Annotated in this window: 17 protein-coding genes; 13 read left to right on the top strand and 4 right to left on the bottom strand. The window is 62.2% G+C overall.

Annotated elements, in window-relative coordinates; genetic code table 11:
* Window positions 1–3 precede the first annotated feature (3 nt).
* The 5 genes from FHX14_RS13575 (at window position 4) to FHX14_RS13555 (ending at window position 7,152) form a co-directional block, all read left to right on the top strand.
* Window positions 4–1,593, top strand: coding sequence for an ABC transporter substrate-binding protein (locus FHX14_RS13575; protein ID WP_184377461.1), 1,590 nt, complete (start codon window positions 4–6; stop codon window positions 1,591–1,593).
* 88 nt (window positions 1,594–1,681) lie between these two features.
* The gene (locus FHX14_RS13570; protein ID WP_184377460.1) at window positions 1,682–2,689 is read left to right on the top strand and encodes an ABC transporter permease; all 1,008 of its coding nucleotides are present in this window, start codon (window positions 1,682–1,684) and stop codon (window positions 2,687–2,689) included.
* Entirely contained in the window at window positions 2,686–3,513 is an 828-nt protein-coding gene (locus FHX14_RS13565; protein ID WP_003591796.1) for an ABC transporter permease, read from the top strand. The genes FHX14_RS13570 and FHX14_RS13565 overlap by 4 nt, the downstream gene beginning before the upstream one ends.
* Window positions 3,506–5,137: an ABC transporter ATP-binding protein gene (locus tag FHX14_RS13560; protein WP_184377459.1), complete on the top strand. Its 1,632-nt coding sequence runs from the start codon at window positions 3,506–3,508 to the stop codon at window positions 5,135–5,137. The genes FHX14_RS13565 and FHX14_RS13560 overlap by 8 nt, the downstream gene beginning before the upstream one ends.
* An 11-nt stretch (window positions 5,138–5,148) precedes the next feature.
* The gene (locus FHX14_RS13555) at window positions 5,149–7,152 is read left to right on the top strand and encodes a CocE/NonD family hydrolase (protein ID WP_184377458.1); all 2,004 of its coding nucleotides are present in this window, start codon (window positions 5,149–5,151) and stop codon (window positions 7,150–7,152) included.
* Window positions 7,153–7,155: 3 nt separating this feature from the next.
* Here FHX14_RS13555 and FHX14_RS13550 read toward each other — a convergent pair whose 3' ends face one another.
* Complete coding sequence (locus tag FHX14_RS13550) at window positions 7,156–8,067, bottom strand: alpha/beta hydrolase (protein WP_184377457.1); 912 nt, start codon at window positions 8,065–8,067, stop codon at window positions 7,156–7,158.
* Between the two features lie 263 nt (window positions 8,068–8,330).
* On the opposite strand from FHX14_RS13550, the gene FHX14_RS13545 reads away from it, so the two are divergent.
* Entirely contained in the window at window positions 8,331–8,855 is a 525-nt protein-coding gene (locus tag FHX14_RS13545; protein ID WP_184377456.1) for an RNA polymerase sigma factor, read from the top strand.
* The gene (locus FHX14_RS13540; protein WP_184377455.1) at window positions 8,852–10,948 is read left to right on the top strand and encodes a VWA domain-containing protein; all 2,097 of its coding nucleotides are present in this window, start codon (window positions 8,852–8,854) and stop codon (window positions 10,946–10,948) included. Before FHX14_RS13545 ends, FHX14_RS13540 begins: the two co-directional genes overlap by 4 nt.
* Window positions 10,949–11,243: 295 nt before the next feature.
* On the opposite strand, the gene FHX14_RS13535 is transcribed toward FHX14_RS13540, so the two are convergent.
* On the bottom strand, window positions 11,244–12,170 hold the full coding sequence (locus FHX14_RS13535) for an SMP-30/gluconolactonase/LRE family protein (RefSeq protein WP_184377454.1): 927 nt from the start codon (window positions 12,168–12,170) through the stop codon (window positions 11,244–11,246).
* 181 nt (window positions 12,171–12,351) lie between these two features.
* On the opposite strand from FHX14_RS13535, the gene FHX14_RS13530 reads away from it, so the two are divergent.
* Complete coding sequence (locus FHX14_RS13530; RefSeq protein WP_184377453.1) at window positions 12,352–13,422, top strand: LacI family DNA-binding transcriptional regulator; 1,071 nt, start codon at window positions 12,352–12,354, stop codon at window positions 13,420–13,422.
* 12 nt (window positions 13,423–13,434) lie between these two features.
* Here the strand turns inward: FHX14_RS13530 and FHX14_RS13525 are convergent, their stop codons facing one another.
* Window positions 13,435–14,466, bottom strand: a complete 1,032-nt coding sequence (locus FHX14_RS13525) for an L-idonate 5-dehydrogenase (protein ID WP_183855806.1) — start codon at window positions 14,464–14,466, stop codon at window positions 13,435–13,437.
* 10 nt (window positions 14,467–14,476) lie between these two features.
* Entirely contained in the window at window positions 14,477–15,418 is a 942-nt protein-coding gene (locus tag FHX14_RS13520; protein ID WP_184377452.1) for a 2-hydroxyacid dehydrogenase, read from the bottom strand.
* Between the two features lie 135 nt (window positions 15,419–15,553).
* Between FHX14_RS13520 and FHX14_RS13515 the strand changes: the two genes are divergently transcribed.
* The 5 genes from FHX14_RS13515 (at window position 15,554) to FHX14_RS13495 (ending at window position 20,436) form a co-directional block, all read left to right on the top strand.
* Window positions 15,554–16,318, top strand: coding sequence for an SDR family oxidoreductase (locus FHX14_RS13515; protein WP_184377451.1), 765 nt, complete (start codon window positions 15,554–15,556; stop codon window positions 16,316–16,318).
* Window positions 16,319–16,331: 13 nt separating this feature from the next.
* The gene (locus FHX14_RS13510; protein ID WP_184377450.1) at window positions 16,332–16,889 is read left to right on the top strand and encodes a gluconokinase; all 558 of its coding nucleotides are present in this window, start codon (window positions 16,332–16,334) and stop codon (window positions 16,887–16,889) included.
* Window positions 16,879–17,772 carry an NAD(P)-dependent oxidoreductase gene (locus FHX14_RS13505; RefSeq protein ID WP_184377449.1) on the top strand — a complete coding sequence of 298 codons (894 nt, stop codon included), beginning with the start codon at window positions 16,879–16,881 and terminating at the stop codon, window positions 17,770–17,772. The genes FHX14_RS13510 and FHX14_RS13505 overlap by 11 nt, the downstream gene beginning before the upstream one ends.
* Window positions 17,773–17,880: 108 nt before the next feature.
* On the top strand, window positions 17,881–19,377 hold the full coding sequence (locus FHX14_RS13500; protein ID WP_012555583.1) for a sugar ABC transporter ATP-binding protein: 1,497 nt from the start codon (window positions 17,881–17,883) through the stop codon (window positions 19,375–19,377).
* A gap of 18 nt (window positions 19,378–19,395) precedes the next feature.
* Window positions 19,396–20,436 (top strand): ABC transporter permease, encoded by a 1,041-nt coding sequence (locus FHX14_RS13495; RefSeq protein ID WP_184377448.1) that lies wholly within the window; start codon window positions 19,396–19,398, stop codon window positions 20,434–20,436.
* The last annotated feature ends 22 nt before the right edge of the window (window positions 20,437–20,458 follow it).

The raw sequence follows: 20,458 nt of genomic DNA, 5'->3' as shown, positions 1-20,458 counted from the left end.
GGAATGAACGACTATACGAAATATCTCGCAAGCCGCGTCACCGCGGGCGGTCTCAGCCGCCGCGAATTCATGGGACGCGCCATGGCGGCGGGCATCACACTTGCCGTCGCCGACAAGCTCTTCACCGAAAGTGCGCAAGCCGCCGAACCGAAGCGCGGCGGCCACCTGAAGCTCGGTCTCGAAGGCGGGGCCGCCACCGATTCCAAGGACCCGGCGAAATTCCTGTCGCAGTTCATGTTCTGCGTCGGCCGCTGCTGGGGCGACATGCTGGTTGAATCCGACCCGCTGACCGGTGCCGCCGTGCCGGCGCTTGCCGAATCCTGGGAAGCCTCGAAGGACGCGGTCACCTGGACCTTCAAGATCCGCAAGGGCGTCAAATTCCACGACGGCAAGGAACTGACGATCGACGACGTCGTTGCGACGCTGAAGCGCCACACCGATAAAAAATCGGAATCCGGCGCGCTCGGCGTTCTCGGCTCAATCAAGGAGATCAAGGCCGACGGCGGCAATCTCGTCCTGACGCTCAGCGAAGGCAATGCCGATATGCCGCTGCTGCTCTCCGACTACCACCTGGTCATCCAGCCGAACGGCGGCGTCGACGATCCCCTCGCCTCGATCGGCACCGGTCCCTATAAGCTGACGAGCTTCGAGGCCGGCGTCCGCGCCACCTTCGAAAAGAACAAGGACGACTGGCGCAGCGATCGGGGTTATGTCGATTCGATCGAGGTCATCGGCATGAACGACGCCACCGCCCGCATCGCAGCACTTTCGTCCGGCCAGGTGCATTACATCAACCGCGTCGACCCGAAGACCGTCAACCTGTTGAAACGCGCGCCGAATGTAGAAATCCTCTCGACCGCCGGCCGCGGCCATTACGTCTTCATCATGCACTGCGACAAGGCGCCGTTCGACAATAACGACCTGCGCCTGGCCCTCAAATACGCTATGGACCGCGAGACAATGGTGCAGAAGATCCTCGGCGGTTACGGCAAGGTCGGCAACGACTTCCCGATCAACAGCACCTATGCGCTGTTTCCCGAAGGTATCGAGCAGCGCGTTTACGATCCCGACAAGGCCGCCTTCCACTACAAGAAATCGGGCCATAGCGGCTCGGTGCTCCTGCGCACGTCCGAAGTCGCCTTCCCCGGCGGCGTCGATGCCGCCGTGCTCTATCAGGAAAGCTGCAAGAAGGCCGGGATCGAGATCGAGGTCAAGCGTGAGCCGGGCGACGGCTACTGGACCAATGTCTGGAACGTCCAGCCCTTCTCGACCTCCTACTGGGGCGGCCGGCCGACGCAGGACCAGATGTATTCCACCGCCTATCTCTCGACGGCGGATTGGAACGATACCCGGTTCAAGCGTCCCGACTTCGACAAGCTGCTGCTGCAGGCCCGCTCCGAGCTTGATGAAGCCAAGCGCAAGGACATGTACCGCACCATGGCGATGATGGTGCGTGACGAGGGCGGCGTGATCCTGCCGATGTTCAACGATTTCGTGAACGCCTCCACCAAGCAGGTGAAGGGTTACGTCCACGACATCGGCAACGACATGTCGAACGGTTATGTCGCGACCCGCGTTTGGCTGGACGCCTGAGGGGCCAACGCCCTTCGATCTCCGACGAAGCCTGGACCGTGGGATCAACTCCCGCGGTCCTCCCGACGTTTTACGAGAGGCCTCCGCCATGACCAATCCTGCCCCGAGCAATATCTTGCCCGGCTTGAGGTTCCGGCAGCGTTTTCCGCTGCTCGCCCTCATCCTCGAGCGCTTCGTGCTCAGCATCGTCCTGCTTTTTGCCGTCTCCATCCTGATCTTCGGCGGCCTGGAAGCCCTTCCCGGCGATTTTGCCACCACCTATCTCGGCCAGTCCGCGACACCGCAGGCCGTCGCCAATATTCGTCAGGATCTCGGGCTGAACCGTCCGGTGACCACGCGTTACGTCGAATGGCTCGGCAACGCCGTTCAGGGGGATTTCGGCACTTCCTGGGCCAGCAAGAACTCGGTGAGCGAACAGATCGGCAAGCGCCTCGGCAATTCGCTGTTTCTGGCGGGTTTCGCGGCGGTGATATCAGTGCCGCTCGCCGTCGGTCTCGGCATGTTCTCGGTGCATTTCCGCAACCGCATGCCGGATAAGATCATCAATGTGATCTCGCTTGCGGCGATCTCGCTGCCGGAATTCTTCATCGGCTACCTGCTGATCCTCTTCTTCGCGGTGAAGTTCGGCATGGCGACCTTTCCGGCGACCGTTTATGACAGCATGGGCTTCGTCGAGCGGCTGAAGGCGATCGCGCTGCCGACCGCGACGCTCGTGCTCGTCGTTCTCGCGCATATGATGCGCATGACCCGGGCCGCGATCCTCTCGGTCATGTCGTCGGCCTATATGGAGACCGCCGAACTGAAGGGTTTGAGCGGCTTCCGCTCGATCGTCAAACACGCCGCCCCCAACGCGCTGGCGCCGATCATCAATGTCGTCGCATTGAACCTCGCCTATCTCGTGGTCGGCGTCGTCGTCGTCGAAGTCGTCTTCGTCTATCCCGGCATGGGGCAATATATGGTCGACGCGGTCACCGTGCGCGACATGCCTGTGGTGCAGGCATGCGGCCTGATCTTTGCGGCCGTCTATATCTTCCTCAACATGACGGCGGATATTCTCGCGATCGTCGCCAATCCCCGGCTGAGGCATCCGCGATGAGAGCAAGAGACATCCCCATCACCGCCTGGATCGGCATGACCGGCATTGCCATCGCCTTCATCTTCGCGCTCTTCGCACCCTGGATCGCCCCCTATGGCGAGACGCAGGTCGTCGGCGACGTCTGGCAGCTGCCGGACGATCACTATATCTTCGGCCTCGACAATCTCGGCCGCGATATCCTCTCGCGCCTGATCTACGGCGCGCGCACGACGCTCCTGGTCTCGTCAGCCGCCACCATCATCTCCTTCTCTCTCGGCATCATCCTGAGTTTTACCGCCGCCGTCTCGCGCGGCATCATCGACACGACGTTGTCGCGCTTCAACGATCTGATGATGTCGATCCCGACGCTGATCTTCGCGCTGGTGGTGCTTGCGGTCCTGCCGCAAAACATCATCGTCCTGATCCTGGTGATGGCCATCCTCGATTCCACCCGCGTCTACCGTCTCGGCCGTGCCGTGGCGCTCGATGTCGCGGTGATGGAATTCGTCGAGGCAGCCAAGCTGCGCGGCGAAGGCAAGCTCTGGATCATCTTTCGCGAAATCCTGCCGAACACACTGTCGCCGCTGCTTGCGGAATTCGGGCTGCGTTTCGCCTTCTCGATCCTTTTCCTGTCGACGCTTTCCTTCCTTGGCCTCGGCATCCAGCCGCCGGCGGCCGATTGGGGCGGCATGGTCAAGGACAACAAGGACGGCATCATCTTCGGCATATCGGCAGCGCTGGTGCCGGGCACGGCGATCGCCGTGCTCGCCGTCTGCGTCAACCTCGTCGTCGACTGGCTCTTGAAACGCACATCCAGCCTCAAGGGAGGGCGCGGCGATGCCTGAGCTTCTTTCCGTCCGCAATCTGAAGATCGAAGCAACGAGCTATCCGCCTGGCGAAGCGCCCAAGCGGGTGACGATCGTCGACGGCGTGTCCTTCGACCTAGAGAAAGGCAAGGTTCTCGGCCTGATCGGCGAATCGGGCGCCGGCAAGTCGACGATCGGCCTTTCCGCGCTCGCCTATGGCCGGGGCGGCGCCGAGATCACCGGCGGCGAGGTACGGCTCGATGGCGCGGACATCCTGACGCTGGGCAAGAACGGCATCCGGAAAATCCGCGGCGCCCGGGTCTGCTACGTCGCGCAATCGGCCGCCGCCGCCTTCAATCCGGCGCACAGGCTTGGCGACCAGGTGATCGAAGCCTCGCTCAAACATGGTTTGATGACCAGGGAGGAGGCGCGCAAGCGGGCGCTTTATCTGTTCCGCGTGCTCGGCCTGCCCAATCCCGAAACCTTCGGCGAGCGCTTCGCTCACCAGGTCTCCGGCGGACAGCTGCAGCGCGCGATGACTGCAATGGCGCTCTGCTCCAACCCCGAACTCATCGTCTTCGACGAGCCTACCACAGCCCTTGACGTTACCACCCAGATCGACGTGCTGGCGGCGATCAAGCATGCCATAGAGGAAACCCATACTGCGGCCCTCTACATCACCCATGACCTTGCCGTCGTTGCCCAGATCTCCGACGACATCATGGTTCTGCGCCACGGCAAGCAGGTGGAATATGGCAGCGTGCGGCAGATCATCGAAGCGCCGCGGGAAGATTATACCCGGGCGCTGGTCAATGTCAGGCAGGCCTATCGTGAGGAAGCCGCCGACCAGTCCAAAGCCCTGCTGAAGGTGGAGCATGTTAGCGCCGAATATTCCAATGGCTTCAAGGTACTGCACGATGTCTCGCTGCATGTGCCGAAGGGGCAGACGCTCGCCGTCGTCGGCGAATCCGGTTCGGGTAAATCATCCCTCGCGCGCGTCATCACCGGCCTGTTGCCGCCGAGCAGCGGGCGCATCGTCTTTGACGGCAAGCCGCTGATGCCGGGTCTGAAGAGCCGGCCGAACGACGACCTCAGGCGCATCCAGCTGATCTATCAGATGGCCGATACGGCGATGAACCCGCGGCAGACGGTTCGCGACATCATCGGCCGGCCGCTGACCTTCTATTACGGCCTGAGAGGCGCTCAAAAAACCGCCCGGGTGAAGGAGCTACTCGACCAGATCGAAATGGGCAACGGCTTCATCGATCGTTATCCGGCCGAACTGTCCGGCGGCCAGAAGCAGCGCGTGGCGATCGCCAGAGCGCTTGCGGCCAAACCCGAACTCATCCTTTGCGACGAGCCGACTTCGGCGCTTGATCCGCTGGTGGCGGAAGGTATCCTCAAGCTGCTGCTCCGTCTGCAGGAGGAGGAGCAGCTGTCCTATATCTTCATCACCCACGATATCGCGATCGTCCGGGCGATCGCCGACAGCGTGGCGGTCATGCATCGCGGCAAGCTGGTGCGGTTCGGGCCGAAATCGACGGCGCTGTCGCCGCCCTTCGACGATTACACCGATCTGCTTCTGAAATCCGTGCCGGAAATGGAAATCGGCTGGCTGGAACGCGTGCTTGCCACCCGGCGCATGGAAAGCGCTGGTCATTGAAAGGAACAGACATGACGTCCCGCGGCTTTACCACCATCGAGAATGAATGGATCACGCTGAAGGATGGAACACGGCTTGCCGCGCGCATCTGGATGCCTGACGGCGCGGCGGAAGACCCGGTTCCCGCCGTCTTCGAATTCCTGCCCTACCGCAAGCGCGACGGAACCAGCCCCCGCGACGAATCCACCTATCCGGTCTTTGCCGCCGCCGGCATTGCCGGCGTGCGCGTCGATATCCGCGGATCGGGAGAATCCGACGGCGTCATCGACGGCGAATATACCAAGCGGGAGCTTGCCGATGCCTGCGAGCTGATCGCCTGGATTGCCGCGCAGCCTTGGTCGAACGGCGCGGCCGGCATGATGGGCATCTCTTGGGGTGGCTTCAACAGCCTGCAGGTCGCAGCCCTGCGCCCGCCGGCGCTGAAGGCCATCATCTCGATCGCCTCGACCGTCGACCGCTACAATGACGACATCCACTACAAGAACGGTTGCCATCTCTCCGCCCAGCTTTCATGGGCGGCGACGATGCTCGGCTACCAGTCGCGCCCGCCGGATCCTGCCCTTGCCGGCGAGCGCTGGAAGGCAATGTGGCTGGAGCGGTTAGCGGGCGAACCCTTTCTCATGGAGGAGTGGCTGAGCCATCAGCGCCGCGACGATTTCTGGCGTCACGGCTCAATCTCAGAGGATTTTTCCAGCGTCGAGATTCCCACGCTGGTCATTGCCGGCTGGGCCGACGGCTACCGCAATACGCCGCTGATGGCGGTCGAAGGCCTCGGTGACAAAGCCAAGGCGCTGATAGGCCCTTGGGTGCACAAATATCCGCATTTCGCCTGGCCGAAACCGCGCGCCGATTTCCATGCCGAAGCGATCGCCTGGTGGAACAAGTGGCTGCGTGGCGAGGCCAACGGCATCGACAGGCTGCCGCAGGCCCGTGCCTATATCCTCGATGCCATCCGCCCTGCCCCGCGCCGCAACAGCGATCCTGGTTTCTGGATCGCTAAGGATGCCTGGACGCCGCCGCGCATGCAGTGTTTTTACGTCGAGCAATTCGGCAGGCTGACGGAAGGCATGCCGATCCCGCACGCGCCCGAACATCCCGTCTACCTCCACTCTCCGCTCGATACCGGCACTGCGTCGGGTGAATATTTCACGCTGAAGCCCGACGCCGAAATGGCGATCGATCAGCGCTCGGACGATGCCGGCTCACTGGTCTTCGATACGATGCCGCTTTCCGGCGATTGCGACTATCTCGGCCGGCCGGTGCTGACGCTGGCGCTGCGATCCCGAACGTCGGGCGGCAATCTCTGCGCCCGGCTGATCGACGTCCATCCGGATGGCACGGCAATGCGGGTCGCCTTCGGCGTCGTCAATCTCACCCACCGTGATGGCAATGCCGATCCCAAGCCGCTGATCCCGGGTGAGACGGTGTCGATCCGTCTCGTGCTCGATGCCTGCGGTTATCGCTTCCGCAAGGGGCATCGCATCCGCCTTTCGCTTTCCACCGCCTATTGGCCAATGATTCTGCCGCCGCCTGAAGATGAAGGGATCGAGATCGATATGGCATCGCTCGGCCTGGGGCTGCCGGTGCTCGGCGACCATCGCCGCATCGAAATCAAGGAGCCGGCCAATCCCGATCCTCTGCCCAAATATATCGAGCATGCCGCGGCGGCGACGGAGCGCCAGGTCGTTCGCAACCTCTCGGCCAACCGGACGGACTATCGCATTCACGAGGATACCGGGCTCTACGAACATCCTGAGACGGGCCTGTCGACCCGGCAATTGCGCGAGGAAGTCTGGTCGATTTCACCGGATGATCCGTTGTCGATGACCGGTGTGTCGACCTGGACCTGCGACATGCGCCGCCCCGGCTGGTTCGTGCGCACCGTGGCAACGGCGCGGATTGCCTGCACCGCCACCCATTGGATCGTCAGCGCCGTCGTCACCGCTTTCGAGGACGACGTGCAGATCTTCGAAAAGATCTTTGCCGAGAAGCGGATCTCACGCGACCTGATGTGATCGTCAGGGCGCTGCGAAATGCCGGACGGCCTCGCAGACGGCATGGAAGCCATCGCGGGCGCCATCGCTCATATGACGGGCGCGCAGCCAGGCATGCACCATCTGCGGCTCCTCCCGGAACCAGACCTCTCCGCCTGCTTCCGTGAGCCGGGCGGCATAGTGCCGGCCGTCGTCTCTCAAGGGGTCGAAATGCGCGACCGTGATGAAGGCCGGCGGCAGCCCGGCAAGAGAAGACGCCTGGAGTGGCGCGGCGATCTCATTTCCTGCTGGCGCCTGCAGAATCTCGCGATAATAGGCGACATCGGCCGTCGTCAGGCCGGGTGCGGCAGCCATTTCGACATAGGAACCTGCATCGAGGTCGCCACCAAGCGCGGGGTAGATCAGCACCTGGCCGACGATGCCGGAGAGGTCCTCGTCGCGCGCCCGCAAGGCAAGGCCTGCCGCAAGGTTGCCGCCGGCGCTGTCGCCGATCAGCACGACTTTGTTATTGGCGGCAAGCAGATGTCTGAGCACGGCGAAGCCGTCATCCGTCTGTGCCGGCCAGCGATATTCAGGGGCCAGCCGGTAATCGACGGAAACGAGTTCGGCGCCGGCAAAATCGGCGATCTCGGCGCAGATGGCGTGATGGCTCTCGAGCGAACCGACGACGAAACCGCCGCCATGGAGATAGAGCAGAATGGTTCGGCTGACGATTTTTCGCGGACGGTAGCGCCGGATCGGTATGCGCTGGACCATGCCGTCCGCAAAGATCAAATCCGGGGGCAGCGGGCGGTCGAAGCGGGCGCAAAGCGCATCGTACCAATGCCGCTGCTGCTCGACCGACGCTTCGACGGCCTCAGTGGGATAGACACTATCGCAAATCTGGAGAAACTGCAGAATGCCTTTTTCGGTGGGGACAGGCGATGGAGCGGACATGCAGGGTCCTTTCGATTTGGGACTGCGGATTGACGTCCCTGGCCGACTCTGACCCCATCATGCGCCTTTGCGGCGGAGGCAATCTGTCTGGCCGCGACCCATGGATGTCGCGATGCTTGCTTATTTTGATCCTGCATTTCAAGGCTTTGCGGCTTGTAAAAAAAAATCCGATATTTTTTCATCGTCGACCCAAGGAAAGCCACTGGAGAAACGTCTCAATCCCGAAATAGCATCGTGCTTGATAGCTTGGGGGTAGGTGCGCATTGGATGCGGAGCTCATAGAACGAGCGCAGGGGGGCGACCGGGAGGCTTTCGGGCAATTGGTCTCGCGCCATTATGATTTCGTCCACGCGACGGCATGGCGATGGTCGGGCAGCTCCGCCGACGCCGACGATATCGCCCAGGAGGTCTGCGTCAAGCTCGGCGCGGCCATCCGCGGCTTTCGCGGCGCCAGCCGCTTCAGGACGTGGCTCTACACGCTGACGCTCAATGCCGCCCGCGACCATAGACGCAAACTTGTACGGGAAGAGCAGACATTCCGCGCTTACGCCGCCGAACCGCAGCCGGATGCACCGGGCGGGAACGACGACGAGCTGTCGAGCGAATTATGGGCGGCGGTGCGCGCTTTGCCGGAACGGCAATGCGACGCCGTGCTGCTCGTCTATGGCGAAGGCCTCAGCCATTCGGCCGCCGCCGATGTCATGGGCTGCTCGGAAACGACCGTGTCCTGGCAGGTCCACGAGGCGCGCAAGCGGCTGAAGGCCATGCTCGGCAAGGAAGAGGTATGATGGACAAGGAACTCGAAAAACTCTCCCGCCTCACCCCGCCGGCAGCCGATCCGGAGGCGCGAGCACGCGCCCTTGCCGCGGCGATGCAGGCCTTCGACAGCGCAGAAAATAATGCAGCGACAGCCCAAGGAAATGCGAAAGGCTGGCGTCCAAGCTCCATCATCAACTGGATATGGAGCTCTGCTGTGAATAAGAAATTCCTCGCCGGTTCAGCCCTTGCGACGCTGCTCGTCATTCCCGCCGCCGGCTATCTCACCCTCGAGCTGGCTCGCAACCAACCGATCGTCGACCAGGAAAAGATCGCCGGCACTGTTTCCAAAAATGACATGCCGAAACCGGCCCAACCCAGGCTTTCCGAAGCGCCGGCCGAAGAGAATCGGCCGGCTCAATCGTCGGCGGCTGATAGCACTCAAGTCTTGCAGGACAAGCAGCCACAGGCCGCAAAGTCCGCTGCGGAGCTGCGCGCTGAATTCGATGCCGGCGAGATCGCCACTCTTAAGAACAAGTCGGAGGGTTCCGCCGCGGCACTTGGCATGGCAAAACGGGCTGCGCCGGCTGCTCCCGGCGTGGTTGCTCAGGGCCAACTATTGGCTGAGCCGATGGCCGTTGCCCCCTCACCTGTTCCGCCGGCAGATGGGCGTATGCAGATTCAGCTCGATCCCAGCCGCGAACGCTTTGCCAATGCTGCGGCAAATCCGATCAAGAGTGTGGCGACCGATCCGGTCTCGACCTTCTCGGCCGATGTCGACAGTGCCTCCTATTCCTTCGTTCGCCGGTCGTTGACGGGCGGGGCGATGCCGGATCCGCAATCGGTTCGTGTCGAGGAGATGATCAATTATTTCCCCTATGACTGGGCGGGTCCCGAGAAGGCCGATCAGCCCTTCAAGGCGACCGTGACGGTGATGCCGACACCGTGGAATCACGACACGGAACTGATGCATGTGGCGATCAAGGGTTATGACATCGCGCCGGCGACGGCGCCGCATGCCAATCTCGTCTTCCTGATCGACGTCTCGGGCTCGATGGACGAGCCGGACAAGCTGCCGCTGCTGAAGAGCGCCTTCCGTCTTCTGGTCAGCAAGCTGAAGGCCGACGATACCGTCTCGATCGTCACCTATGCCGGCAATGCCGGCACGGTGCTTGAGCCGACGCGGGTGGCGGAGAAATCGAAGATCCTCTCGGCAATCGACAGGCTGGAGGCCGGAGGCTCGACCGGCGGCGCCGAAGGCATCGAGGCGGCCTATAATCTTGCCAAACAGGCCTTCGTCAAGGACGGCGTCAACCGGGTGATGCTGGCGACGGACGGCGACTTCAATGTCGGCCCGTCGAGCGACGAGGATCTGAAGCGCATCATCGAGGAGAAGCGCAAGGACGGCATCTTCCTCACCGTTCTCGGCTTCGGGCGCGGCAATCTCAACGATTCCCTGATGCAGACGCTGGCGCAGAACGGCAATGGCAGTGCCGCCTATATCGACACGCTGGCGGAGGCGCAGAAGACGCTGGTCGAAGAGGCCGGGTCGACGCTGTTTCCGATCGCCAAGGACGTCAAGTTCCAGGTCGAGTTCAACCCGGAACGGATCGCCGAATACCGGCTGATCGGCTACGAGACGCGCGCCCTCAACCGCGAGGATTTCAACAATGACCGTGTCGATGCCGGCGATATCGGCTCCGGCCACAGCGTCACGGCGATCTACGAGATCACGCCCAAGGGAAGCCCCGCGGTCATGAACGACGACCTGCGTTACGGCGCAGCCGGCAAGGCGCCGGCCGAGACATCGGACGGCACGCATCAGGGCGAGCTTGCCTTCGTCAAGATGCGTTACAAGCGGCCGGGCGAGGACAAGAGCGCGCTGATCACCACGCCTGTCGGCGACGGCAACACGGTCGCCACCGTCGACGCCGCGCCCGGGGACGTCCGCTTCTCGGTGGCCGTCGCCGCCTTCGGCCAGAAACTGAGCCGGATCACGGCGCTGGATGCCTATTCCTATCAGGCGATTGCCAATCTCGCCGCGGCATCGCGAGGCACTGATCCCTTCGGCTACAGATCGGATTTCCTCGGTCTCGTCCGGTTGGCTGATGGACTTAGCCAGTGATGAAGAAGGAAACACCGCAAAGCAGCGGCCGCCTGGGAAGGCGGCCTCTGCTGGGGGGCGTTTGAAGATCAAGCTGGATTTTCAGTGGAACGAGGAGCTTCGCCTTCAGTCTAGGGACTGACAATGGTCAATCAGCCCACAGTATGAAACAGACACCCACTAATTCAGGTCGTGGACTGATTTTATTGTTGGGCAACGAAGAGAGAAAAAGGAGCGGACTGCCTTATGTTTGCCGGCAGGCGCCCCGTGTCGACCACGCATAACGCCGCAACGGAGACCGGCACGACGGCGCGCTCTATCCCCGAGCTGACCCGTTGGCCGTGAGATAGACGGCATAAAGCGACGTAGTGGCGGTAATGAAGAGGCGGTTCCGTTTCTCGCCGCCGAAAGCCACATTGGAGACGATCTCGGGAATATGGATCTTGCCGAGCAGCGTGCCATCCGGGTCATAAGCGTGCACACCGTCGCCGGCGCTGGTCCAGATCCTTCCCTTCCGGTCCACGCGAAAGCCGTCGAAAAAGCCTGCTGTGCATTCGGCAAAGATGCCGAGATCGGTTAGCCTTCCATCGCCGGATACGGCGAGCTTTCGAATATGACGCGGGCCGCCGGGCAGATGCGTTCCTCCGGTATCGGCGATATAGAGCACCGTTTCGTCAGGCGAGAAAGCCAGCCCGTTCGGCTTGACGAAATCGGAGGCCACCCGGTCGGTTGCGCCTGTCGCCGGATCGTGCCGATAGACATGGCATCCGCCGATTTCCTCTTCGCCGTAGTCGCCCTCATAATCGTGGAGGATGCCGTAGCTTGGATCGGTGAACCAGATCGTCCCGTCGGATTTGACGGTGACGTCGTTGGGAGAATTGAGCCGCTTGCCGGCAATGCGATCGGCCAGCACGGTGATCCCGCCGTCGAAATCCGTTCGCGTGACACGGCGCGCCAGATGCTCGCAGGTGATCAGCCGTCCCTGATTGTCGACCGTGTTGCCGTTCGAGTTGTTGCTGGGCGAACGGAAGACCGATGTATGCCCGCTGGTATCGTCGTAACGCATCATGCGATTGTTGGGGATATCCGAGAAGACCAGATAGCGCCCGGCGGCAAACCAGGCCGGTCCTTCCAGCCAGCGACCGCCCGTCCAAAGCCGCTCGACGCGGGCATGGCCGACGAAACAGCTTTCAAAGCGCGGGTCGAGAACCTCGAACCCCGTCCCCTCGATTTCTCCGAACATGATGCTCCCTCATCTCAAATTGTTATCGATATCATAATGCCCTGTTTTTCGCTGTTCGTACAGACATCGGCGAACTGTGGAAGGCGGCATTGCTGCGATAATATCGATTGTGCGATGATAGCGATAACTTTATCGTGTGCTGAATTGCCCAACTCGGAAGCTGTTTTGAAAGCGGAGCCCAGTGAAAAACGAGGATGAGCCAAAAGACAAGCGTCTCAAGGGAGGCGACGCCCAAAAACTGACGATGGCCGAGGTCGCCAAATATGTCGGCGTATCTGCCATGACCGTTTCGCGCGCCTTTCGGCAGGATGCGAGCGTTTCCGAAGAGACCCGAAAGCGCATCATGGAAGCCGTCGATGCGCTGGGTTATGTGCTCGACCTGTCGGCCGGCAGTCTTTCCTCTCGGCGCAGCGGTTTCATCGCGGCGCTGGTGCCCTCGATCAACAATTCGAATTTTTCCGACACCGCCCGCGGCATCACCGATGCCCTGGAAGATACCGGCCTTCAGCTTCTTCTCGGCTATACCGACTATTCCGCCGAGAAAGAAGAAAAGCTGATCGAGGCGATGCTGCGCCGCCGCCCCGAAGGCATCATCCTGACAGGTGGTTCTCATACCGATCGGGCGCGGCGCATGCTTGATAAGGCCGGCATTCCGGTGGTTGAAACCTGGGAAATTCCGGAAGAGCCGATCAATCATGTCGTCGGCTTTTCCAACAACGAGGCGATGTCGCTGCTGGTGCGGGCGCTTGCGAGCCAGGGCTATCGCAGGTTCGGCTATATCGGCGGTACGACGGCGCGCGATACGCGCGGCAGCCAGCGGCGAAGCGGTTTTCTGAGGACCGTCGAGGAACTGGGTTTGGGACCGGGGCGGGCGATTTCCTTCGGCGTGCCGCCGATCAGCATGGAACAGGGCGGCCAGGCGATCGTCAGCCTCCTGGAGCGCTGGCCGGATACCGAAGTCGTTCTTTGCGTCTCCGACCTGTCCGCCTTCGGCGCGATCATGGAATGCAAGCGCCGGGGAATGCGCGTGCCTGAAGATATCGCCATTGCCGGCTTCGGCGATTACGAGATCTCGTCGATCTGTCATCCCAGCATCACCACCATCAATGTCGACTGTTACGGCATCGGCCGCCAAGCGGCCGCCCGGCTGCTCGATGCGTTGCAGGCGGGCGGCGAGGCGACCGGCGACGAGATCACATTGACGGGCTATAGAGTGGTCCTGCGCGAAAGCACGGATCGCGGCGCCCAATAATGGGCGCCGATGTCAGAAGGCGATCTGCACCTTCATCGACTTGCTGCGGTCGCTGGCCAATTCGAAGGCGGCGACGGCCTCTTCGATGGCAAAAACACCTGTCAGCAGCGGTTTCAGATCCACGCGGCGCGCGTTGATCAGTTCGACGGCAAGGGCAAATTCCTCGTGAAAGCGGAATGTCCCGCGCATCTCGATTTCCTTGGCGACGATCATGTTCTGCGGAATGGAGACATCGCCGCCAAGGCCGAGCTGCACGAGAACGGCGCGAGGCTTCAGCGCCTCCAGACCGGCGCGCACCGCCCGCTCATTGCCCGACGCCTCGAACATGACGTCGAAATATCCCTTGTCGGCGCCGTAAGCGGCGAGATCAGCGGCATGGGTGGCAACATTGATCGTCCGATCCGCACCGCTGGTGCGGGCGATTGCCAGAACGCTGTCGGTCACATCGGTCGCGACGATTTCGCGGGCGCCGAGAACACGCGCGGCAACGATCGCCAGCATGCCGATCGGGCCGCAGCCGGTGACGAGCACCCGTTTGCCCAGCAGCGATCCGGCGCGGCTGGCCGCATGCAGCGTCACGGCAAAGGGTTCGGCGAAGGCCGCCTCGTGAATGGAGATGCCGTCGGCGACCTTGTGGCATTGCCAGCGCTCCGCCACCAGCCGCTGGCGAAAGCCTCCTTGAATATGCGGCATCGGCATGGCGCTGCCGTAAAACCGCATGTTGAGGCAGTGGTTCTGCTGTCCCTTCAGGCAATATTGGCAATGATTGCACGGCCGGCTCGGAGACACCGCCACGCGGTCGCCGACGGCAAGATCGCTGACACCGGCACCGAGCGCCTTGACCGTGCCGGCGATCTCGTGGCCGAGGATCATCGGCTCGCGCAGGCGAACGGTGCCGAAACCGCCATGATTGTAATAATGCAGGTCGGAGCCGCAGATGCCGCCGGCTTCGATGGCAATCTCAACCTGCCCCTCTCCCGCAACCTCCGGCTCGCGCTCCTCGATCCTGAGATCCTTGGCGGCATGAATGACGATGGCTTTCATATAGAAACCCTCACACGACGGGAGTTGGAAGCGGGCTGCCGGCAAAATGCGCGGCGAGATTGTCTCTGACCAGCTGGCCCATGGCCTTGCGGGTTTCGACCGTACCGGAGCCATGATGGGGCTGCAACACCACGTTTTGGAACGCCAGGAAACGCGCATCGATCTTCGGTTCGTTCAGAAAGACGTCGAGGCCGGCGGCCTGGATGGTGCCGTCTTGAAGGGCTGCGATCAGCGCCTCTTCATCGACGGTCGTTCCGCGCGAAACATTGATCAACATGCCGTTTGGACCGAGCGCTTTCAGTACATCGGCGTTGATGATCTTCATGGTCCCCTGCCCGCCCGGGACGATGACAATCAGAAAATCGGCCCAATCGGCAAGTGCCACCAGGTCCGGCTGGTAGGCATAGGCGACATCCGTGTCCTTATTGCGGGCGAAATAGGAGATGTCGCAGCCGAAAGCGGCAGCCCGCCTGGCGATCGCCTTGCCGATCCGCCCCATGCCGGCAAGTCCGACCTTCTTGCCGGAGACCCGCGTCACCAGCGGCATGGGGACATTGCCCCATTGGCCGGCGCGGACGAAGACATCGGCCTGCGGGATCTGCCGCGCCGTGGCAAGCAGCAGTCCGATGGCAATATCGGCGACATCTTCGGTCAGCACATCAGGGGTGTTGGTGACGCGAATGCCGTTGGCGCGGGCATAGGAGAGGTCGATGGCGTCGGTGCCGACGCCGTAACAGGAGACGATCTCCAGCTTCGGCAATTGCTTCATCAGCTCGGCGGAGGCGCCGAGTTCGCCGCGCGTCGCGATGGCGCGAATATCCTTGCCGACCCTTGCGATCAGTTCCTGCCGGTCTGCGGCTTCCCACAGGCGGTGAACGCGATACTTCGCCTCCAGATCGACCATATCCCATTCCGGATAAGCTCCGGTCATCAAGATCTCTACGTCAGGCATTCCGTCTCCATCCCGCATTTTGGCAGTTGATTATGTTATCGATAACATATAATCCGGAGAAGCGATGTCAAGTGAGTTTCACCTGAAGTGGCGGTATAAGCCGTCATTCGCAGCGACACCGGAGGAGTTATTTGCATGAAGAACCTGTTTGATCTGACCGGGCAGCTTGCCCTGATCACCGGCTCGAGCCAGGGGATCGGTTATGCGCTGGCAGAGGGCCTGGCGCAGTACGGCGCCGAGGTCATCATCAACGGCCGCACGCCCGAAAGCGTCAAACGCGCAGTGGAAAGTCTCAAGGCTCAAGGCCTGTCTGCCCATGCCGCCATCTTCGACGTGACCAGCAAGGATGACGCCAAAGCGGGCATTGATGCGATCGAGGCCGATATCGGGCCGCTCGACATCCTGATCAATAATGCCGGCATGCAGTTTCGCACGCCGCTGGAAGACTTTCCGGCGGACAAATGGGAACTGCTGCTGACCACCAATATTTCCAGCGTGTTTTACGTCGGCCAGGCAGCCGCCAAAGGCATGATCGCCCGCGGTCAGGGCAAGATCATCAACATTGCTTCGGTGCAGAGTGAACTCGCCCGCCCGGGCATTGCCCCCTATACGGCAACCAAGGGTGCGGTGCGTAATCTGACGCGCGGCATGTGCGCCGACTGGGCCAAGCACGGCCTGCAGATCAACGCGATCGCGCCCGGTTATTTCAAGACGCCGCTCAACCAGGCGCTCGTCGACAATCCCGAATTCTCGTCCTGGCTCGAGAAGCGGACGCCGGCCGGGCGCTGGGGCAATGTCGAGGAATTGGTGGGTGCCGCCGTTTTCCTGGCGGGCCGCGGCTCGTCCTTCATCAACGGCCACACGCTGTATGTCGACGGCGGCATCACGACCTGCCTCTGACAGAGACGCGACGATGGAGCTCGAAAAAGAATCGCTGCCTCTGGCCGTCGTCGTCATGGGTGTGAGCGGTTGCGGCAAATCCTCGGTCGGAGCGGGCATCGCGGCTCGAAACGGCATGCGGTTTGTGGAAGGCGACCAACTCCACCCGGCTCGCAATGTCGAGAAGATGGCTGAGGGCATACCGCTCACCGACGCCGACCGGCTGCCCTGGCTCGACCGAATCGGCGAGGAAATTAACACCGCGCAAAAGGCGGCGCAGGGATTGGTGATTTCCTGTTCGGCGCTGAAGAAAACCTATCGGGACAGGCTGCGTCAGGCGGCGGGCGGGCGCCTGACCTTCGTTTTCCTGGAGGGGACGCGCGATCTGTTGCTGTCGCGGATGCAGGCCCGTCAGGGCCACTTCATGCCGGCGTCGCTGCTTGACAGCCAGTTGCAGACGCTGGAGCCGCCGACCGGTGAAGCCGGCGTGGTGACGGTGGCGATCGAGAATGCGTTGGAGGATATTGTGGCGCTGGCTTGCAAAGGGCTGAGCGGTGTGGCGGTCAAGGGAGGAGATAATCATGCAGGATGACTATAGAGCAGACGTCGCCGTCATCGGCGCGGGCATCATGGGAACGGCGATCGTCACGCGACTGATCGAAACCGGGCACAAAGTATCGGTCTTCGATCTCGATGCCGAAAAGGTCGCGGCACTCACAGCCAAGGGCGCCCGCGCGGCGGGTTCCGTGGAGAATGCCGTTGCAGCGTCGGAATTCTGCGTGCTCAGCCTCAATCACGCCAGCATCGTCCGAGCTGTCGTCTTCGGCGAGAAGGGGGTTGCGGCGGCGGCAAGCGAAGGCAAGCTGCTGATCGACATGTCCTCCATCGATCCGGCCGAGACGGCCGATATGGCGAAGCGGCTACGTGCGGAAACGGGCATGGCATGGGTGGATTGCCCGTTGTCCGGCGGCGTGCCGGGCGCGCTCGGCGGAAAGCTGACGATCATGGCCGGCGGCAGCCCTGAGGATTTCGAACGGGCTCGCGTGGTGATGCGGCATCTTGCCGCCAACTATACTCTGATGGGCCAATCCGGCGCCGGGCAGACCACCAAGCTGATCAATCAGCTGTTTTGCGCCGTGCTGTTCCAGGCGGTCGCCGAAGCCGTCAAGCTTGCCGAGGCCGGCGGCGTCGATCCCTCAGCCATTCCGGCAGCCCTTGCCGGCGGCAGGGCGGACAGCCGAATATTGCAGGAATTCATGGCAAAATTCGCCGCCCGCGATTTCTCCCCGACAGGAAGAATCGACAACATGCTGAAGGACCTGGATTCGCTTCAGGCTTTTGCGCTGAAGACCAAGACACCATTGCCGATGACCGGGGCGGTGGTCGAAATTCACCGACTGCTCTGCGCGGCCGGGCTTGGGCCGAAGGACTCTGCCGAGATGATGCGCCTTCTCGACGGGCTTCAGGCCGGCTGACGTCAATCTTCATTCGAAATTCGAGATTGTCATCTTTCCGCTTGACCATCCCCGAATGTTATCGATAACATACAGCCAATGACAACCGCAGCTTTGGGAGGAGCCACAGTGGAAGCCAAGAGACTGCTGGAGTTCCAATCGATCACCAAAAGCTTCGGCGGCACGCAGGCCCTGCGTGACGTCTCGATCGATCTGCGCGAGGGCGAGATTCTTGCGCTGCTGGGCGAAAACGGCGCCGGCAAGTCGACGCTGATCAAGACGCTTGCCGGCATCTACAAGCCGGATACCGGCGATATCCTCTTCCGCGGCCAGAGCTACCATCATCGCCCGCCGAAGCCGAACGAGCGGCAACCGGTTGCCTTCATCCACCAGGATCTCGGTTTGATCGAGTGGATGACGGTCGGCGAGAACATGGGCCTGTCACAGGGTTTCTCGATGCGTCGCGGCGTGATCGATTGGAACAGGACGCAGGCGCGTGCCAAGGAAGCCTTGAAGCTGGTCGGCTGCGACTTCGATCCGACGACGCGGGTCTCGGCCCTGTCGCGCACCGAAAAATCGCTTGTCGCCATTGCCCGCGCGCTTGCCGTGGAGGCCGACGTTCTGGTGCTCGACGAGCCGACGGCGAGCCTTCCCGCCGACGAAGTCGATCGGCTGTTCAATGCGATCCGCCCCCTGAAGGAGCGCGGCGTCGGCATGATCTACGTTTCCCACAGGCTGGACGAGATTTTCCGCATCGCCGATCGCGTCGCCGTGCTTCGCGACGGATGCATGGTGGGGCAGAAGCCCGTCAGCGAGACCACGCCCGACGAACTGGTGACGATGATCATCGGCCGCAGCGGCGACAGTCTCTTCTCGAAGAGCGAGATCAAGCCCGGCAAGGCGATCGTTGAGGTTCGCGACCTCGTCTGCGCCGGCACAAGCCCGATTTCCTTCGATATCCGCGAGGGTGAGCTGCTTGGGCTGGTCGGATTGCGCGGTGCCGGCCAGGAACGGATCGGCCGGGCGCTGTTCGGCTGCGAACCCTTCAACGGCTCGGTTCTGCTGCGTGGCCAGGCGCCGGACCTTTCCAGCCCACGGCAGGCTATGGCGTCGGGCATCGGATTGATCGCCCGTGACCGGACGGAGGAATCTGTTGCGCTGTCGCTTTCCATTCGGGAAAACACTTACCTCAATCCAGGCGCCGTCGGCCGCGGACTTTTCTCCTTCCTGTCGCCGCGCGGCGAAGCCGATCTTGCCCATGCGATTGGCCACACCGTCGGCCTGCGTCCGAATGATCCGGATCTGCCGGTGGAGGCGCTCTCGGGCGGCAACCAGCAGAAAGTCGTCGTCGGCCGCTGGCTGGCGACCGGCCGCAAGCTGCTGGTCGCCGAAGACCCGACCGCCGGCGTCGACATCGGCGCACGCGCCGAGATCTACCGCCTGATCACCCAGGCGCTGGAGGCCGGTCTTGCGGTCGTCGTCGTCTCGACGGACTTCGAGGAAATCGCCCATATCTGCCACCGCGCGCTGGTTTTCTCGCGCGGCAAAATCGTCAGCGAACTGACTGGAAGCGCTCTGACAACGGAGGCGGTCATCACAGCCGCCTCCGCATCGGAAGCGGCTTGAGCCATCGGGAGAACAGCCATGCAATCCATTGAATCCACCGCGCTGGAGCCGACCAAGAGCGAAATGGCCGGCTTGTCCACAGGCCAGAAGATCGGCCGCCTGATCCCGGTTTACGGGCTGGTGATCCTGACCCTCGGCCTGATCGTGATCTTCTCGATCCTTCTGCCGGATACGTTCCCGACCTTGCTGAACGTTCGCTCGATCGTCTCCGACAAGGCGATCATCGCGCTTCTGTCGCTCGCCGCGATGATCCCGATGGCATCGGGCCGCATCGACCTGACCGTCGGCTACGGCATCGTGCTCTGGCATATTCTCGCCATCAGTCTGCAGACGGCTTACGGCCTGCCTTGGCCGGTCGCCGTGATCATCGTTCTGGCGCTCGGCGTCCTCACCGGCTTCATCAACGGCCTGCTGGTCGAAGTGGCAAAGATCGACAGCTTCATCGCCACGCTCGGCACGGGAACGGTTCTCTACGCGCTTGCGCTCTGGCACACCGGCGGGCGGCAGGTGGTCGGCGTCTTGCCGGAGGGTTTCTATGCGCTGAACGGCACCATGTTGTTCGGCCTGCCGATCACCGGCTTCTACGTGCTCTTGATCGCCATCTGCATGTGGGTCGTGCTCGAATACCTGCCGATCGGCCGGTATCTCTACGCGATCGGCGCCAATCCCAAGGCTGCGGCCCTCAATGGCATTCCGGTCCGCAAGTTCGTGATCGGCGCATTCGTCACCTCCGGCCTGCTAGCCGCTCTGACCGGGGTCCTTCTCGCCTCGAAGCTGCGCATCGGCCAGGCGAGCGTCGGTCTTGAATATCTGCTGCCGGCGCTGGTCGGCGCATTTCTCGGATCGACGACGATCAAGCCGGGGCGGGTAAACGTCTGGGGCACTTTGATCGGCGTCATCATCCTGGCGGTCGGCATATCGGGAATTCAGCAATTCGGCGGGTCGTTCTTCGTCGAGCCGCTGTTCAACGGCGTAACCCTGCTGATTGCCATCGGCATTGCAGGTTATGCCCAGCGCAAGCGCGGAGCTGTGAGGAGGATCACACCCGCATCCAAATGAGGATGCCGGCTCACCGGCATTC

The sequence above is a fragment of the Rhizobium sp. BK619 genome (assembly GCF_014195245.1).
GTDB lineage: Bacteria > Pseudomonadota > Alphaproteobacteria > Rhizobiales > Rhizobiaceae > Rhizobium > Rhizobium acidisoli.
The sequence above is the reverse complement of the archived record's forward strand: the minus strand, read 5'-3'. Positions and strand labels throughout refer to the sequence as shown.

Bases quoted from the DNA above. Each gene is read 5' to 3' on its own strand.
- FHX14_RS13550 (WP_184377457.1), bottom strand. From the start codon at position 8,067: ATGTCCGCTCCATCGCCTGTCCCCACCGAAAAAGGCATTCTGCAGTTT.
- FHX14_RS13540 (WP_184377455.1), top strand. From the start codon at position 8,852: ATGATGGACAAGGAACTCGAAAAACTCTCCCGCCTCACCCCGCCGGCA.
- FHX14_RS13555 (WP_184377458.1), top strand. From the start codon at position 5,149: ATGACGTCCCGCGGCTTTACCACCATCGAGAATGAATGGATCACGCTG.
- FHX14_RS13535 (WP_184377454.1), bottom strand. From the start codon at position 12,170: ATGTTCGGAGAAATCGAGGGGACGGGGTTCGAGGTTCTCGACCCGCGC.
- FHX14_RS13560 (WP_184377459.1), top strand. From the start codon at position 3,506: ATGCCTGAGCTTCTTTCCGTCCGCAATCTGAAGATCGAAGCAACGAGC.
- FHX14_RS13570 (WP_184377460.1), top strand. From the start codon at position 1,682: ATGACCAATCCTGCCCCGAGCAATATCTTGCCCGGCTTGAGGTTCCGG.
- FHX14_RS13505 (WP_184377449.1), top strand. From the start codon at position 16,879: ATGCAGGATGACTATAGAGCAGACGTCGCCGTCATCGGCGCGGGCATC.
- FHX14_RS13520 (WP_184377452.1), bottom strand. From the start codon at position 15,418: ATGCCTGACGTAGAGATCTTGATGACCGGAGCTTATCCGGAATGGGAT.
- FHX14_RS13510 (WP_184377450.1), top strand. From the start codon at position 16,332: ATGGAGCTCGAAAAAGAATCGCTGCCTCTGGCCGTCGTCGTCATGGGT.
- FHX14_RS13525 (WP_183855806.1), bottom strand. From the start codon at position 14,466: ATGAAAGCCATCGTCATTCATGCCGCCAAGGATCTCAGGATCGAGGAG.
- FHX14_RS13495 (WP_184377448.1), top strand. From the start codon at position 19,396: ATGCAATCCATTGAATCCACCGCGCTGGAGCCGACCAAGAGCGAAATG.
- FHX14_RS13575 (WP_184377461.1), top strand. From the start codon at position 4: ATGAACGACTATACGAAATATCTCGCAAGCCGCGTCACCGCGGGCGGT.
- FHX14_RS13515 (WP_184377451.1), top strand. From the start codon at position 15,554: ATGAAGAACCTGTTTGATCTGACCGGGCAGCTTGCCCTGATCACCGGC.
- FHX14_RS13565 (WP_003591796.1), top strand. From the start codon at position 2,686: ATGAGAGCAAGAGACATCCCCATCACCGCCTGGATCGGCATGACCGGC.